The sequence below is a fragment of the Pseudacidovorax sp. genome (assembly GCF_017991995.1).
In the GTDB taxonomy this organism is placed as follows: Bacteria; Pseudomonadota; Gammaproteobacteria; order Burkholderiales; family Burkholderiaceae_C; genus Xenophilus.
This window is the reverse complement of sequence record NZ_JAGOPN010000024.1, coordinates 53826-70123: the sequence shown is the minus strand read 5'-3', so window position 1 is coordinate 70123 and position 16298 is coordinate 53826. Positions and strand designations below refer to the sequence as shown.

General features: G+C 71.1%; 16 protein-coding genes. 9 read left to right on the top strand and 7 right to left on the bottom strand.

Going from position 1 to position 16298, the window contains the following annotated elements:
- The first annotated feature begins 52 nt into the window (after positions 1 to 52).
- The 9 genes from KBC94_RS25815 to hpxZ all read left to right on the top strand — a co-directional run bounded on the left by KBC94_RS25815 (position 53) and on the right by hpxZ (position 8294).
- Entirely contained in the window at positions 53 to 751 is a 699-nt protein-coding gene (locus KBC94_RS25815) for an aspartate/glutamate racemase family protein (protein ID WP_294377265.1), read from the top strand.
- Between the two features lie 139 nt (positions 752 to 890).
- Positions 891 to 2093, top strand: a complete 1203-nt coding sequence (locus KBC94_RS25810; protein ID WP_294377263.1) for a ring-opening amidohydrolase — start codon at positions 891 to 893, stop codon at positions 2091 to 2093.
- Between the two features lie 5 nt (positions 2094 to 2098).
- On the top strand, positions 2099 to 3499 hold the full coding sequence (locus tag KBC94_RS25805) for an amidase (RefSeq protein ID WP_294377261.1): 1401 nt from the start codon (positions 2099 to 2101) through the stop codon (positions 3497 to 3499).
- A complete protein-coding gene (locus KBC94_RS25800; RefSeq protein WP_294377258.1) occupies positions 3496 to 4752 on the top strand; it encodes an FAD-dependent monooxygenase in 1257 nt (418 codons plus the stop codon). Before KBC94_RS25805 ends, KBC94_RS25800 begins: the two co-directional genes overlap by 4 nt.
- Positions 4753 to 4783: 31 nt before the next feature.
- Positions 4784 to 5320, top strand: a complete 537-nt coding sequence (locus KBC94_RS25795) for a glyoxalase (protein WP_294377255.1) — start codon at positions 4784 to 4786, stop codon at positions 5318 to 5320.
- Positions 5307 to 6293: an ABC transporter substrate-binding protein gene (locus KBC94_RS25790; protein ID WP_294377253.1), complete on the top strand. Its 987-nt coding sequence runs from the start codon at positions 5307 to 5309 to the stop codon at positions 6291 to 6293. Before KBC94_RS25795 ends, KBC94_RS25790 begins: the two co-directional genes overlap by 14 nt.
- An 8-nt stretch (positions 6294 to 6301) precedes the next feature.
- Complete coding sequence (locus KBC94_RS25785; RefSeq protein ID WP_294377251.1) at positions 6302 to 7135, top strand: ABC transporter ATP-binding protein; 834 nt, start codon at positions 6302 to 6304, stop codon at positions 7133 to 7135.
- Entirely contained in the window at positions 7132 to 7893 is a 762-nt protein-coding gene (locus KBC94_RS25780) for an ABC transporter permease (protein WP_294377247.1), read from the top strand. Before KBC94_RS25785 ends, KBC94_RS25780 begins: the two co-directional genes overlap by 4 nt.
- Before the next feature lie 23 nt (positions 7894 to 7916).
- A complete protein-coding gene (hpxZ, locus tag KBC94_RS25775) occupies positions 7917 to 8294 on the top strand; it encodes an oxalurate catabolism protein HpxZ (protein ID WP_294377245.1) in 378 nt (125 codons plus the stop codon).
- 1 nt (position 8295) lies between these two features.
- Here the strand turns inward: hpxZ and KBC94_RS25770 are convergent, their stop codons facing one another.
- From KBC94_RS25770 to KBC94_RS25740, 7 genes are all read right to left on the bottom strand, one after another.
- Complete coding sequence (locus KBC94_RS25770; RefSeq protein ID WP_294377242.1) at positions 8296 to 8985, bottom strand: DUF3617 family protein; 690 nt, start codon at positions 8983 to 8985, stop codon at positions 8296 to 8298.
- Positions 8986 to 9181: 196 nt separating this feature from the next.
- Positions 9182 to 10363, bottom strand: a complete 1182-nt coding sequence (locus tag KBC94_RS25765; protein ID WP_294377356.1) for a Gfo/Idh/MocA family oxidoreductase — start codon at positions 10361 to 10363, stop codon at positions 9182 to 9184.
- Positions 10364 to 10386: 23 nt separating this feature from the next.
- Positions 10387 to 11412, bottom strand: a complete 1026-nt coding sequence (locus KBC94_RS25760; RefSeq protein ID WP_294377240.1) for a sugar phosphate isomerase/epimerase — start codon at positions 11410 to 11412, stop codon at positions 10387 to 10389.
- 13 nt (positions 11413 to 11425) lie between these two features.
- Positions 11426 to 12388, bottom strand: a complete 963-nt coding sequence (locus KBC94_RS25755; RefSeq protein WP_294377235.1) for a substrate-binding domain-containing protein — start codon at positions 12386 to 12388, stop codon at positions 11426 to 11428.
- A 118-nt stretch (positions 12389 to 12506) separates the two neighbouring features.
- Positions 12507 to 13535 carry an ABC transporter permease gene (locus KBC94_RS25750; protein WP_294377232.1) on the bottom strand — a complete coding sequence of 343 codons (1029 nt, stop codon included), beginning with the start codon at positions 13533 to 13535 and terminating at the stop codon, positions 12507 to 12509.
- Positions 13522 to 15045, bottom strand: a complete 1524-nt coding sequence (locus KBC94_RS25745) for a sugar ABC transporter ATP-binding protein (protein ID WP_294377227.1) — start codon at positions 15043 to 15045, stop codon at positions 13522 to 13524. Before KBC94_RS25745 ends, KBC94_RS25750 begins: the two co-directional genes overlap by 14 nt.
- A 22-nt stretch (positions 15046 to 15067) precedes the next feature.
- Positions 15068 to 16237 (bottom strand): ROK family protein, encoded by a 1170-nt coding sequence (locus KBC94_RS25740; RefSeq protein WP_294377352.1) that lies wholly within the window; start codon positions 16235 to 16237, stop codon positions 15068 to 15070.
- Between the last annotated feature and the right edge of the window lie 61 nt (positions 16238 to 16298).

Genomic DNA, 16298 nt, shown 5'->3' with positions numbered 1-16298 from the left:
CGGGCGCTGCTTTCACCGACCGGCACCGCTGTCACCTTCACCGGGCCCTGCCATGACCCAGACCGCTCCCGCCCTGCCGCCCCGCCCCCGGCTGCTGGTGCTCAACCCCAACCGCACGGCCGCCATGACGGACGCCGTGCTGCACGAGCTGCGCCGGCTGACGGCCGGCCAGGTGGAGCTGCGCGGCTTCACCTGCGACGACGGACCGCCGGTGATCGCCACCCGCGAGAGCTTTGCCGCCGGCGCCCAGGCCGCCGCCCGCGCCTGGCCGGCGGTGGACGACGGCTGGGCCGACGCGGTGCTGCTGTCCTGCTACGGCGACCCGGGCCTGGCGGCGCTGCGGGCCGCCAGCCGAGTCCCCGTGTTGGGCATGGCCGAGTCGAGCATGCTGCAGGCGCTGGCCCGCGGCCGCCCCTTCCACATCGTCACCGCCGGCAAGGCCTGGGGGCCGATGCTGCATGAGCTGGCCGCGCGGCACTCCAGCGCCTGGCCGCTGCTGCACGGCATCACCACACTCGACACCACCGGGCTGGCCGGCAGCCAGAACCCGGCGGCCTTCTCGGCGCTGGTTCAGCGGGCGCTGGACGATCTGGCCGGCGCGCATCCGGGCGGCACGGCGCCCGACTGCATGCTCGGCGGCGCCGGCTTTGCCGGCATGCGGCCCACCCTGCGCTATGGCGGGCTGCTGGAGGACGGGCTGCAGGCCGCGCTGGCGCAGTGGCGCGCGCTTCCGATCGCACCGGGCGCCTGACCCGCCCCAGCACGCTGCGCAGAACGACGGAGGGGCGACCGAACCGACTGCACACAATTTGCGCTCGCTCCGAGCGAAACAATGCGCTGGAGGTTGGCGCAGCCGCTGCCCATACTGCGGTCATCTTGTGCAGCGCATCATGACTTCCGCCCTCCTTTCAACTCCCGCCGACCTCCGCCCGCAGCTGGCCGTGCACCGCCTGGCCATGGCCCATCCCGGCGATCTGTCGGCCCTGGCCGCGTTGTTCGACGCCGGCACCGTGGCCGCCGAAGAGGTGGTGGCGGTCATCGGCAAGACCGAGGGCAATGGCGGCGTGAACGACTTCACCCGCGGCTACTTCACCCAGTCGCTGATGCAGCTGCTGGCCGAGCGCACCGGGCGGCCGGCCGAGGCGATCTGGCGCGCGCTGCCCTGCGTGCTCTCGGGCGGCACTGAAGGCGTGCTGAGCCCGCATTACGTGGTCTTCTCGCGCCGTCTGGTGCCGGCGCATGCGGCGCGCGGCGCCAGCACCGACGCCCCGGTCGACGCCCCCGCCGACGCCCGGACGATCGATGCGGCCTCCGCCGCCCTTGCCATCGGCACCGCCTTCAGCCCCCCGACGCCGGCGCAGGACATCGGCCGCTGGACCCATGTGCGCGCGGTCGCCCAGGCCGTGCGCGCCGCCATGGACCAGGCCGGCATCGACCGGCCCGAGGACGTGGCCTTTGTCCAGCTCAAGTCCCCGTGCGTGACCTCGGCCCGCGCCCAGGCGGCTGCGGCCGCCGGCCACGCCGTGCTGACCGCGGACCCCGGCCGCTCCATGGCCTTCGCCCGGGCGGCGGGCGCTTTCGGCGCCGCCATCGCGCTGGGCGAACTGCCCGACGACCCGGTGCTGGAAGGTGCGCTGCTGCAGGACTTCGACCGCTTCTCGGCCCGCGCCAGCGTTTCCTCCGGCGTGGAGGTGGAGGCCAACGAGGTGATCGTGCTCGGCCACAGCACCCGCTGGCAGGGCCCGCTGCGCATGGGCTGCGCGCCGATGCGCGACGCGCTGGACATCGCGGCCGTCGGCGAGGCGCTGCGCCCGCTGGGCCTCGCGGCCACGCCTCAACTGCCGGCCGAGCAGGCCGCGCGCGTGGCCGCCGTCTTCGTCAAGTGCGAACCCGACCGCCGCGGCCAGGTGCGCGGCGCCCGCCACACCATGCTGGACGACACCGACATCAATGCCCAGCGCCACATCCGCGGCGCGGTGGGCGGGCTGGTGGCCGGCGTGCTGGGCGATGGGCGCCTCTTCGTCTCGGGCGGCGCGGAGCACCAGGGCCCGGATGGCGGCGGCCTGGTGGCCGTGATCGCGGCGGTCGCCTGACACGCATGACCGCCATGCACGCCTGGCAGATGAGCGCCGAGGCCCTGTCGCAGGCCTATGCGCGGCGCACGCTGTCGCCGGTGGAGGCGCTGCTTTCCGTGCTGAGCCGGGCCGACGCGGTGCACCCCGTGCTCAACGCCCTGGTGGTGCGTGATGACGCCGCAGCACTGGCGGCGGCCCAGGCGAGCGAGGCCCGCTGGCGAAGGGGCGCGCCGCTGTCGCCGCTCGATGGCGTGCCGCTCACCGTCAAGGACAACCTTCCCGTGGCCGGCCTGCCGTGCCGCTGGGGCAGCCGGCTCTTCGCCGACCATTGGCCGGCGCGCGACGAAAGCCCGGTCGCACGGCTGCGCGCAGGCGGCATGGTGATCCTGGGCAAGACCAACGTGCCCGAGTTCACGCTGCAGGGCTACACCGACAACCCGCTCTTCGGCCCCACCGGCAACCCCTGGGCCCCGGCACTCACGCCCGGCGGCAGCAGCGGCGGTGCCGTGGCGGCGGTGGCGGCCGGCATCGGCCCGCTGGCCCTGGGCACCGACGGCGGCGGCTCGATCCGCCGGCCCTGCGGCTTCACCGGGCTCTATGGCTTCAAGCCGGGTCGCGGCATGGTGCCGCGTGCCGATGGCCTGCCCGTGCTCCTGCCGGGGCTGGAAGAAGCCGGGCCCATCGCCCGCAGCATGGGCGATCTTCGGCGGGCCCTGCGCCTGCTCGCGCCCCGGTTGACGCCGCTGTGCGACGCCCCCGGTCCGCTGCGCATCGCCTACTGGCGTGCCATCGGCGACAGCCCGGTCGATGCGGCCGTCCTGGCGCGCAGCGATGCCGCGGCCGAGCGGCTGCAGGCGATGGGACACACCATGGTCGTGCAGCCCTCGCTGCCCGACGTCGAGACCTTCAACCGCCAGGCCTGGCCGGTCATCGCCAGCACCGGCCTGGCGGCCGTGCTGCACGACCGTATCGACGGCTACGAGGACGCGCTTACGCCCGCCATGGCCGCGCTGCTCGCGCAGGGTCGCAGCCACAGCGCGGTCGACCTGTTCCAGGCCCAGGCGCTGCAGCGCGCGCTGGCGCAGGCCTTGCAGGGCCTGTTCGCGCAGCACGACCTGCTGCTCACCCCGGCCAGCGCGGCCCTGCCCTGGCCGGCCGACCAATCCCATCCCGCCACCATCGCCGGCCAGCCGGTGGACGGCCGCGGCCATGCCGTGTTCACCGCCTTCGTCAACGGCGCCGGCCTGCCTGCGCTGGCCGTGCCCGCTGGCCCGACGGAAGACGGCCTGCCGGTGGGCCTGCAGCTGGTGGCCCCCCGCGGCGGCGACGCACTGCTGTGCGCCGTCGGCGCGATGTGGGAACGCGACGCCGCGCCGGCCTGGTGCTGGCCGCCCGCCCTCGACAAGGAAGAGATGCCCTCATGAAGATCGTGATCGTGGGCGCCGGCGTGGCCGGTGCCATCCTCGCCCGCCGCCTGGCCCGCCTGCCCGGCGTGGAACTGCACTGCCTCGAACGCGTCGGCCCGGACGACCATGCCGAAGCCGGCACCGGCCTGAACGTCGGGCCCAACGCCATCAAGGCGCTGCGCCGGCTCGACGCCGCGCTCGCGGCCGAGGTGGAGGCCGCCAGCCTGCCCTGGACCCGCTGGGACATCGCCCTGACCGACGGCACGCCGCTGATGGCGCTGCCGCTTGCGCAGGTGGCCGACAACCCGGGCATCCGCATCCGCTGGTCCGAGCTGTACCGCGTGCTGCGCCAGGGCGCAGGCGCGGCCATCCGCTACGGCTGCACGCTCGAATCGGTGGGCGCCAGCGAGACGGCGCCGGGCAAGACCCGCGTGCGCTTCACGCAGCACGGCGCCACGCACGAGATCGACGGCATCGACCTGCTGGTGGGCACCGACGGCCGCTACTCCCGCGTGCGCGAGACCTTCTCCGGTGCGCCCGAGCCGCGGCACATCGGCGTCGCCATCCTGCGCGTGCTGGTGCCCGACACCAGCGCCGGCCTGGTGGACGACTACGGCCAGTGGTTCAGCGGCTGCCACCGCCTGCTGGCCTTCCGCGTGCCGCCGGACCATGTCTACATCGCCGCCACCTACCCGGTGGCCCCCGGCGCCCCGGTGCAGGACGCCTGGAAGACCGAGGCCGTGATGCGCGCCACCTATCAGCCAGCGCAGGGCGAGGCCAGCCCCGCCGTGCGCTGGCTGCTGGACGCCATGTGCGCGCAGTTGCACGACGCGCACTGGGCCCGCATGCAGGAAGCCGACGTGCGCTTCGCCGAGCCCGAGGTGGACGTGCTGTACCTGGGCGACAGTGCCCACGGCATGGCGCCCACGCTGGGCCAGGGCGCGACGCAGGCCATGGAAGACGCCTGCGCCGCCGCGCTGATCGTGGAGGATGCCTGGGCCCGCGGCCAGCGCACGCCGCGCGTCTGGCTGGACCGAATCGTGGCCGCTCGCACCGAGCGCCTGCGCTTCGTGATGGACCTGTCGGTGCGCGCCACCGACACCATGCTCGAAGGCGCCGACCCGGTGGCCGGCACACGCTGGAAGACCGAGGCGCCCTTCCAGGCCGAGCTGGCGGCGCTGTTCCGCGACGTGGCGCTGGGCGTGCCGGATGACGCCTCTGCCCAGGCCGGCGCCGCAACGACCAGCGCCGCCGCGATGCCGGCGGCCTGATTCCTGCTCGTCCTCCTGCGCCCCACGCCCCATGGACAACGCACTCACCCACGGCCTCTTCCACCTGGCCATCAAGACCGCCGACCTGACCGCCACGCGCGCCTTCTGGATCGGCGTGATCGGCCTGCGCGAGGTGCCCCGGCCCGACTTCGGCTATCCCGGCGCCTGGCTCGCCTGCGGCCAGCCGGGCGGGCAGGCCATCATCCACGTCTATGCCGGCGGCCCGGCGCTGGGCGGCGAGGCCCGCGTGCCGCAGGGCACGGCCGCCATCGACCACGTGTCGCTGGCCTGCAGCGGCTACCACGCCTACATCGCCCGCTTCCGCGCCGCGGGGCTGGCGTGGCGCGAGTTCCTGGTGCCCGGCACCACGCTGTGGCAGCTCTTCGTCTACGACCCCAGCGGCGTGCAGCTGGAACTGACCTTCGAGGGCGCGGTGGAAGCCGGCGCCCCACCCGACATGTCGCCCGGCCGCGTCTACCGCGCGGGCGAGTCCTTCTTTGCCACCGAACCCTATCCCGTCCTTTCCCTGAAGAACCCTCCCGGAGAACCCGCCCATGCTTCGCACTGACTTCCTGCGGCTTGCCGCACGCGCCACCGCCGCATTGGCACTGGCCCTGCCCTTCGCGGGCGTCGCCCATGCGGCCGACAAGATCAAGTTCGGCGTCTTCCCGTCCAGCGCCGCCCTGCCCTTCTACATCGCCCAGAACCGCGGCTGGTTCAAGGAGGCCGGCCTGGAGGTGGAAGAGGTGCCGATGACCAGCCACCCGCTGACGGTGCAGGCCCTGGTCTCGGCCAGCATCGACGGCGCCGCCAACCTGGTGACGCTGGAAGGCGCCAACATGGAGTCGCGCCGGCCCGGCACGCTCAAGTACATCTCGCTCAATGGCCAGAACAGCCAGCATGTGATCGAGCAGTTCGTGGTCAAGGCCTCCAGCCCGGCCAAGTCGCTCAAGGATTTCAAGAACGGGTTCAAGCTCTTCTCGGCGCCGGGCCCGGCCAACATCGGCGCGGCGCGCGCGGTGCTCAAGAAGGTGGGCCTGGTGGAAGGCAAGGACTTCACCATCCAGGAGCAGCAGATCGGCGTGCACGTGGGCGCGCTGCAGTCGGGCAACTTCGACGGCGGCTACACGCTGGAACCCTCGGCCACCATCATGGTGGCGCAGGGCGTGGGCCGGCGCGTGGAGACGGGCGTGATCGCCACCTACCTGCTGGGCCGCAAGGACGCCTCGGCCTTCGCTGCCGGGGCCGTGCTGTCCGACAAGTTCATCGCCGAGCGGCCCGAGGTCGCCAAGCGATTCGCCGCCGTGTGGGCGCGGGGGGTGAAGGCCGCCCAGACCGACACCAGCACGCGCGGCTACCTGATCCAGGGCATGAAGGTGCCGCCGGAGCTGGCCGCCACCGTGCCGCTGCCGCGCATCGTGATGACGGGCGACCTGTCGCCGGCCGACGTGGCCGACTTCCAGAAATTCCTGGACATCGGCACCGAGCTGGGCGTGATCAAGGACAAGATCGACGGCAAGGCCGTGGTCAAGGCGCTGTGATGCGGGCCATGGACGTCTCCCCGCCGCGCACTGCGCCCGCCCATGCCACCGCTGCCGAGGTGGCGGCCGGCCACCGCTGGTTCGCGCCCGGCACGCACATCACCATCCGCGGGCTGACCAAGCGCTTCGGCGATGCGGCGGTGTACGAGAACTTCGACCTCGACATCCCGCACGGCAGGATCACCTCGGTCTTCGGCCCCAACGGCTGCGGCAAGAGCACGCTGATCAACATGATCGCGGGCATCCTGCCGCACGACGGCGGCCAGATCCTGTTCGAAGGCAAGACGGCGCGCGAGACGCGCATCGGCTACGTCTTCCAGAACTACCGCGAGGCGGTGTTCCCGTGGATGCGGGCCATCGACAACATCCGCTATCCGCTGCAGTACCTGGGCCTGTCCAAAGGCGAGCGCGAGGCGCACATGGACCGGCTGATGGCCGACTTCGACGTCAAGCTCGACCTCTCGCGCTACCCCTACCAGATGTCGGGCGGCCAGCAGCAGCTGGTGTCGATCATGCGGGCGCTGGTGGTGGAGCCGGAGGTGCTGTTCCTGGACGAGCCCTTCTCGGCGCTCGACTACGAGATGGTCATGTTCCTGCGCGAGCGGCTGCAGAAGGTGCTGGTGGGGCGCAAGGTGACGACGCTGCTCGTCTCGCACGACCTGGACGAGGCCGTGCTGCTGGCCGACCATGTGCTGCTGCTGACCAAGCGACCCACGCAGGTGGCCGACAACCTGCCCTTCGATGCGCCGCGTCCGCGCACCGCGGCCACCACCGTTACGCCCGAGTTCATCGATGTGAAGACGCGGGCGCTGGAGATCTTCCAACGCGAGGTGCGCAAATGAAGACGCCGCTCTCTGCGCGCCTGCGCCCGCTGTGGGGCATGGCGCTGATCGTCGCCCTGTGGGCCTTCGCCCATGCCACCAAGGCGGTGGACCCGGTGCTGCTGCCCTCGCCCGGCGAGGCGCTGCAAGCCTTCTGGAAAGGGCTCTCGGGCGGCACGCTGTGGGGCGACTTCGAGAAGACCATCGTGCGCACGCTGGTCTCCTTCGTCATCGCGCTGGCGGTGGCCGTGCCGCTGGGCGTGATCCTGGGCGCCAACGAGAAGATCTACGAGGGCATCGAGTTCGCCATCGACTTCTTCCGCTCGACGCCGGCCTCGGCCATGTTCCCGCTCTTCCTGGTGCTGTTCGGCGTGGGCGAGAAGACCAAGATCGCCGTGGCCGCCTTCGGCGCGGCGCTGGCCATTTTGTTCAACGTGGCCTATGGCGTGATGAGCGCGCGCAAGCAGCGGCAGCTGGCGGCCCGCGTGATGGGCGCGCCGCGCTGGCGCGTGCTGACCGACGTGACGCTGCTCGAATCCATGCCGCAGGTCTTCGTGGGCATGCGCTCGGGCGTGTCCATCGCGCTGGTGATCGTGATCGTGGCCGAGATGTTCATCGGTTCCACCGACGGCCTGGGCCAGCGCATCATGAATGCCCAGACCATCTTCGACATGCCCGACATGTACGCTTCGATCTTCGCGGCGGGCCTGCTGGGCTACGTGATGAACCTGATCTTCCTGGTGGCGGAGCGGCGCTTCGTGCACTGGGGCGGAAAGTAAGAGACGACCCCATGACTGTGTCCATGAGCGAGATCAACCTGCCGGACGTGCTGGCCGAGGTGAACGCGGTGTTCGACGAGTACGAGCGCGCCCTGACGACCAACGACGTGCCGGTGCTCGACCAGCTGTTCTGGGACTCCGAGCACACGCTGCGCTACGGCGCCACCGAGAACCTCTACGGCTTTGCCGCCATCCAGGCATTCCGACAGGGCCGCCCCGCCAACAACCTGGAGCGCGAGATCACGGCCCGCTCGGTCACCACCTTCGGCCGCGATTTCGCCGTGGCCAACGTGGAGTTCCGCCGCACCGGCAGCACCCGCATCGGCCGCCAGAGCCAGACCTGGGTGCGCCTGCCCGAGGGCTGGAAGGTGGTGTCGGCGCATGTGAGCCTGATGGGTTGAGCTACTTGCCGGCCCCGGCCGGCATCGCCTTCTGCATCTCCGCCGCCATGCGGCGCATGTCCTCGGACGACATGGACTGCTGCATCTGGCCCATCATGCGCTGGATCTCGGCCTGGCTGGGCGCACGGCCCGCGGCCGCGGCGGCGCCCATCGGCGCGGTCATGCGCTGCATGTCGACGACATTCATCTTCATGCCGCCGGGCAGCACCATGTCGCCGGGCCGCATGCCGGCAGGGCAGGCGCCCTTCCATTGCGCCTCCATCGTCATGTCGCTCTCGTCCTGTTTGGCGCGCGGCGGTGCGTAGGTGGTGTGCGAGCTCACGCGGTAGCTGCTGTTCATGTCGCCGGTGACGACGGTCAGCCGCGTCATCGTGGTATCGGGCAGCTTGCAGACCTCCTTGTGCGTCAGCACGCGGCCGACTTCGCTGCGCATGTCCTCCTGGCAGTTGGTGGGCTTGCGCGCCTCGGCCTGGCGGCTCGCGCCCTGCTCCTGCAGCAGGCGGTCGGTCGCGGCATCGGCGCACTGCTGCAGGGTCATCGGCTGGCCCTTGGCGGAGGTCTCGACGCGCATCTCCCACAGGCCGTCCTTGCGGCGTGGGAATGCCGGGCCGGCGAGCGCGGCGGCCGCCTCGGTGAGCAGTGCGACGGCGATGGTGAAGCGAACGGTGCGGAACGGGTGATAGGCGGACATGGCAGCTCCTTGGCGGATGCGCGCTCCGCCTGCCGCCGTTGTAGTGGCCCGCGCCGCCGCTGCGAATACCGCGCGCGTACTAGGTCGAAGGTCGAAGCGACGCCGACTGGGCGATCACAAGGCCGCCTTTGTGCACGCGCTTGAGCCCCTCTATCACAAGGGGAGAGGGAGCGAAGTCGTCAGAAGCAGGGCCCGTCTAGAACGCCGTCCATTTCTGCGCGCTGGCCGCGCTCTCCACCGCCTTCTCGATGAGGCGCACCCCGCGCGCGCCATCGGCCAGCGTGGGGTAGTCGGCCCGCAGCGGATCGGGCGCCACACCCTGCTGCAGCGCGCGGATGTGCGCGATCACGCCCAGGTACACGTTGGCGAAGGCCTCGATGAAGCCTTCGGGATGGCCGGAGGGCAGCCGCGTGGCCAGCCGCGCCGATTCGCCCAGCCACGGCGAGCCGCGCGTCAGCAGCCGGCGTGGGCCGTCCAGCGGCGCATGCACCAGCACTTCGGGCTGCTCCTGCCGCCAGTCCAGCGTGCCGGTGCTGCCGAAGACGCGCAGGCGCAGGTCGTTCTCGCAGCCCACCGCGATCTGCGAGGCCACGAGCACGCCGCGCGCGCCGCCTTTGAAGCGCAGCAGCAGGCTGGCGTCGTCGTCCAGCCGCCGGTCTGGCACGAGCGCAGACAGGTCGGCGCACAGGCTCTCCAGCTCCAGGCCGGTGACGGTGGCCACCAGGTTCTCGGCATGCGAGCCGATGTCGCCCAACGCGCCCGCGGCGCCACTGCGCGCCGGGTCGGTGCGCCAGCCGGCCTGCTTGTTGTCGCCGCCTTCGAGCCGCGTCGCCAGCCAGCCCTGGTGGTAGTCGACCACCACCTTGCGCACCTCGCCGATGGCGCCGGCCGCCACCAGGTCGCGGGCCTCGCGCACCATGGGATAGCCGCTGTAGTTGTAGGTCACGCCGAAGACGCTGCCGCTGTGCGCCACCGTCTCCACCAGGTCCTGCGCCTGCTCGCTGGTGTGGACCAGCGGCTTATCGCACACCACGTGGATGCCCGCCTCGGCGAAGGCGCGGGCGACCTCGTGATGCAGGTGGTTGGGCGTGACGATGGAGACGAAGTCGATGCGCTCGTCGGCGCTGCGACGCAGCTCATCATCCAGCAGCGACTGCCAGTCGGCATGGTTGCGCGCATCGGCCAGGCCGAGTTCGCGGCCCGAGGCGCGCGCGCGTTCGGGCGTGGACGACAGGGCGCCGGCCACCAGCTCGGCCTGGCCGTCCAGCGCCAGGGCTTGGCGGTGCACGGCGCCGATGAAGGCGCCCTGCCCGCCGCCGACCATGGCGTAGCGCAGCTTGCGGGTGGCGTGGGGCGCGCCCGAGCCGTCCATGCCCATGGGCCGTGCTTGGGTGTGTTCGCTCATGTGCCCGCCATGCCGCCCTGGGCGGCCTTGTCGAAGGCGGCGTCGAAGGCGCCGGCCGCGGGCGGGAAGTCCAGCCGGCGGCAGAAGGCGGCGCTTTCGGTGGCGCCATGCACGCGGTCCATGCGACTGTCCTCCCACTCCACCGAGAGCGGGCCGCCATAGCCGATGTCGTTGAGCGCCACGATGATGGATTCGAAGTCCACCAAGCCCCGGCCCACGCTGCGGAAGTCCCAGAAGCGGCGCGCGTCGCCGAAGCTCGTGTGGCCGCCGAAGACGCCCACGCTGCCATCGCCCCTGCCCCACCACACGTCCTTCATGTGGGCGTTGTAGATGCGGTCGGCAAAGCCGCGGATGAAGCGCACATAGTCCACGCCCTGGTAGGCCAGGTGACTGGGGTCGTAGTTGAAGCCGAAGCGCCGGTGGCCGCCCACGGCGGCGATGGCCCGCTCGGCCGAGGCGATGTCGAAGGCGATCTCGGTGGGATGCACCTCCAGCGCAAAGTTCACGTCCTGCTGCTCGAAGGTGTCCAGGATGGGCCCGAAGCGCCGGCCGAAGTCCGCGAAACCTGCATCCCAGTAGGCCTGGGTGGTGGGCGGGAAGGCATAGGTGGCGTGCCAGATCGACGAACCGGTGAAGCCGGTGACGGTGCGCACGCCGAACTTCGCCGCGGCGCGCGCCGTGTCGGCCAGCTCGCGGGCCGCGCGCTGGCGCACCCCTTCCGGCTCGCCATCGCCCCACACGCTCGCCGGCAGGATGGCGCGGTGCCGCTCGTCGATCAGGTCGCACACCGCCTGGCCCACCAGGTGGTTGCCGATGGCCAGGCAGGTCAGGCCATGCTCGCGCAGCAGCGCCCACTTGTCCCGCACGTAGGTCTCGGAGGCCAGCGCCTGCTGCACGTCGAAGTGGTCGCCCCAGCAGGCCAGCTCCAGGCCGTCATAGCCCATGCGCCGCGCCAGCGGCGCCAGCTCGGCCAGGGGCAGGTCGGCCCACTGGCCGGTGAAGAGGGTGATGGGGCGCGGCATGGACCGTCCTTCCTCAGAACGGGGAGTCGGGGTGGTAGAAATCTTTCGCGTTGTCCTTGGTGATCAGCACCGACGGGATGATGGTCGTCGCCGGCAGCTTCTCGCCCTTCAGGCGCGCCTCGGCCGTGAGCTTGATCGCGTCGTAGATGAACTTGGGCGAGTAGCTCACGTCGGCCTGGATGCGCGGGTCCTTGTTGTCGAGGATGGTCTTGACCATGCCCTTGGCCCCGGCGCCGCCGAAGACGATCTTGATGTCGGTGCGCTTGGCCTGCTCGATGGCCTTGAGCACGCCCACGGCCATGTCGTCGTCGGCCGCCCAGATGGCGTCGATCTCCTTGAAGCGCGTCAGGTAGTCCTGCGTCACCTTGAAGGCATCGTCGCGGTTCCAGTTGGCGTACTTGGCGTCCAGCAGCTTGATGTCCGGGTAGTTCTTGAGCACCGCGTTGAAGGCGTCCATGCGCTCGTTGTCCAGCGTGGTCGCGATGCCGCGCAGCGCCACCACGTTGCCCTTGCCGTTCAGCTTCTTGGCGATGTACTCGGCGGGGATCTTGCCGAAGGCGGTGTTGTCGCCGGCCACGTAGGCGTCCTGCGCGCTGGTGTCCGTGAGGCCGCGGTCCACCACCGTGACGTAGGCGCCCTTGGCCTTGACCTGCGCCACCGGCTTGGTCAGCGCGGCTGACTCGAAGGGGAAGACGACCAGCGCGTTGATCTTGGTGACGGTGCTCAGGTCCTGCAGCTGGTTGGCCTGCTCGGGCGCGTTGGCAGCCGTCTTGATGGTGATCTTCAGGTCCTTGTACTGCTTCTCCAGGTCCTTCTTGGCCTGGTTGGCCCAGTAGTTGATGCCGCCCATGAAGCTGTGAGTGGCGGCCGGGATGGACACGCCGAGGTTCACTTTCTCGGCAGCCAGCGCGGGGCCCCCGGCGAAGGCGGCGGCAGCCACGGCGGTGAGCGCGAGGCGGCGGGTGATGAAGGTCATGGGGTTGTCTCCTGGGTTGGATGGAAGGTCACTGGCACGGAAGATCTGTTGTCGCCTGGCGTGCCGAAGCGCCGGAGCGCGGCTTCGACAGGCTGGGCGAACGGTCGGGGGTCGACGGTCACCGGCGGCCTCGCTGCAGGAAGGCCACCACGATGATCACGAAGCCCTGCACCGCCGCGTTGAGGTACACGCTGATGATGCTGGTGAGGTTGAGGATGTTGCTGATGACCGAGAGCAGGATGGCGCCCACCACCGTGCCGGCGATGCTGCCCGCACCGCCCTTGAGCGCGGTGCCACCGACGATCACGGCAGCGATGGCCTCCAGCTCCCACAGCAGCCCGGTGGTCGGCGAGGCCGAGCCCAGCCGGGGCACGTACAGCAGCGTGGCGATGCCCACGCACACGCCCAGCAGCATGTAGGTGAGGATCTTCACGCGGTCCACGTCCACTGCCGCATAGCGCGCCACCTGCTCGTTGGAGCCGATGGCCTGCACGTAGCGGCCATAGGCCGTGCGGTTGAGGATCACGCCGCCGACAAGCGCCACCGCCACGAACACCCACACCGGCACCGGAATGCCCAGCAGGCTCGCGTAGTAGACCGGCGCGTACAGGTCCGAGAGGTCGTTGTCGAGCGTGAGCGCGCCGCCGTCGGCGAAGTAGGTGAGGTAGGCGCGGAAGATGCCCAGCGTGCCCAGGGTGACGATGAAGGGCTCGATGCGTCCCTTGGTGATGAGCAGCCCGTGCGCCAGGCCGAACATCGCGCCCAGCAGCACCGCGAGCGCGGCGCCGAGCACCACCGCCAGCAGCGGCGAGCCGGTGGCCGGGCCGGCCCAGTTGATGAACATGATCACGCTGCCGGCGATCAGCGCCGCCATCGAACCCACCGAGAGATCGATGCCCCCCGAGATGATCACGAAGCACATGCCCACCGCGATGATGCCGATGAAGGCCGTGCGCGTGAGCACGTTCATGGCGTTGTCCACGGTGGCGAAGTCGCTGTTGAGCGCGGCCCCGGCGATGCACAGCAGCGCCAGGCCGATCACCGGACCGAAGCCGTGGAGGCGTTCAGCCCAGCCCGGCCTGGCGGCGGCGCGGTGCTGTGCGCCTTCGACCGCGGCGGTGGATGAAGGGGTGTCAGGCGTCGACATGGGCTGTTCCCGTGGCATGGGCGATGAGCTGTTCTTCGGTGAGGCCGTCGGCCGGCAGCGTGGCGACGATGCGGCCCGCGCGCATGACGGCCACGCGGTGCGCCAGGCCGATGAGTTCCATCAGCTCCGACGAGATGACGATGACGGCCAGGCCCTCGCGCGCCAGGCGCTGCACGAGGAAGTAGATGTCGCGCTTGGCGCCCACGTCCACGCCGCGCGTGGGCTCGTCGAGCACCACCACCTTCGGATGCGGCTGCAGCACCTTGGCCAGGGCCAGCTTCTGCTGGTTGCCGCCGGAGAGCGACGAGGCGCGCACGTCCAGCGAGCCGGTGCGGATGCCGTAGTCCTTCACGGCGGTGTCGAGCGCGGCGCGCTCGGCGTCGGGCCGCAGCCAGGGCCGCGCGTATTGCTCCAGCGCCATCAGCGTGAGGTTCTGCCGCAGGCCGAAGGCCACGTGCAGCCCCTTGCCCTTGCGGTCTTCGCTGAGGTAGGTGAGGCCGTGGCGGGCGGCATCGCGCGGCGAGCGCAGCTGCACCGCGCGGCCTGCCAGTTCGACCTGGCCGCGCCCCGGGCGCAGGCCCAGCAGGCCTTCGAAGAGCTCGGTGCGGCCGGCGCCGACCAGCCCGGCGAAGCCCAGGATCTCGCCCGGCCGCACCTCGAAGCTCGCCTGATGCGCCCAGCCGGGCACGTCGAAGCCCTGCACGCGCAGCGCGGGTTCGCGGCCGGCGGGTACCGGCTCGCGCGGCGGATAGAGGTCCGCGATCTCGCGGCCAACCATCAGGTTGGCCATCTGGTGACGCGTGACCTCGGCCGTGGCCGCGCGCGTGACGAAGCGGCCGTCGCGCATAACGACGACCTCGTCGGTCACGCGCTCCACCTCGTCCAGCTTGTGCGAGATGTAGACGATGGTCACGCCGTCGGCCCGCAACTGCGCGATGAGGCGGAACAGGCGCTCCGTCTCGCCCGGCGTGAGCGTGGCCGTGGGCTCGTCCATGATCAGCAGCCGGGCACGGCGTGCGATGGCCTTGGCGATCTCGACCAGCTGCTTCTCCGCCACGATCAGGCGCCGCACCTTGGCGGCCGGATCGACCTGCAGCCCGACCTGGGCCAGCGCCGCGGCGGCCTCGGCCTGCATGGCCCGTTCGTCGAGGAACAGCCCCTTCTTCTTTTCATGGCCCAGGAAGATGTTGTCGGCCACGCTCAGGTCCTCCGCCAGGTTGAATTCCTGGTGGATCAGCACGATGCCCAGCGCTTCCGCGTCGCGCGAGCTGCGGAAGGTCTGCGGCTGGCCGTTGATGCGCAGCACGCCGCCGCTCGGGCTCTCATAACCGGCCAGGATCTTCATCAGCGTGGACTTGCCGGCGCCGTTCTCGCCCAGCAGGCCGACCACCCGGCCCGGCGGCAGCGCGAAGCTCACGCCATGCAGCACCTGAACCGGACCGAAGGCCTTGATGATGCCGTCGAACTCGACGGCGACGCCGGACGTCGCTGCCGTGGAGGGGGTGGTCATGGCCGTCATCGCGGGCTCCGGCTCAAGGTGCAACGCCGCGGGCGCGCAGCGTCTCGTGCATGGCCAGCACGCCGGCACCGGTCACGCCCGCGTCGGTGCCCAGCGGCGTGTACTGGATCTCAAGGTGCCGCGTCGACAGCGCCAGCGAGCGTTGGTAGACGCTCTGCCGCACGGCCGCCAGGAACAGCGGGCCGATCTGCGTGATGCCGCCGCCGATGAACACATGCGAGGGATTGAAGAAGTTCACCACCGAGGCCAGCATCTGCCCAATCAGGCTGCCGGCGCGCTGGATGATGGCGTTGGCCGCGACGTCGCCCGCGCGGCTGGCGTGGCCCACGTCGATGGCTTCGATGCGGCCCTGGGTGCGCAGCACCGCTGCGAGCGCCGGTGATTCGCCCCGCTCCGCCGCCGCCTGCGCCATGCGCACGATGGCCGGGCCGGCCGCCATCGCCTCGACGCAGCCGACGTTGCCGCAGTGGCAGCGCGGCCCTTGCTGGTCCACGCAGATGTGGCCCACGTCGCCGGCCGAGCCGGCGGCGCCGCGGTAGACCTCGCCATGGCACACGATGCCGCAGCCGATGCCCGTGCCCACCTTGATCACCAAAAAGTTCGACAGCCCGCGCTGCAGCCGCCACAGCTCGCCCAGCGCCATCAGGTTGACGTCGTTGTCCACGAAGACCGGCGCCGCATAGTCCTCGCGCAGGTAATCGCGGATGGAGAAGCTGTCCCAGCCCGGCATCAGCGGCGGATTGACGAGCTGGCCGGCCTCGAAGTTGACCGGTCCCGGCACGCCCATGCCGATGCCCAGCACGCGACGAGCTGGAATGCCGCGGGCCTGCAGCAGTTCGCGCAGTCGCTGGCGCACGCGGGCCAGCACCACGCCCGGGCCCTCGCGCACGTCGATGGCCTCGGCATGCCGGGCGAGCACCGTGAGGTCGGGCTGCATCACGGCGACATCCAGGCTGGTGGCGCCGATGTCCACAGCCAGCAGAACGCCCAGCTCTGCGTGCAGCTGCAGTTGCTCAGGCCGGCGTCCGCCAGTGGAAGCGCGCGGGCCGGCCTCGGCCAGCAGCCCCTGCTCGATCAGGCCTGCGATCAGCGCGTTGGCCCGGCTGCGGGAGAAGCCCAGGCGATCGGCCATGCCGTGACGCGAGCCGCCGGCCGACCAGAAAAGGGTCGACAGCAGATCCAGCTCAGCAGCAGAAAGGCCGTTCCAGGGCGCCATTCGGCGTTGTCTCCGTGTTCTTGCGGCC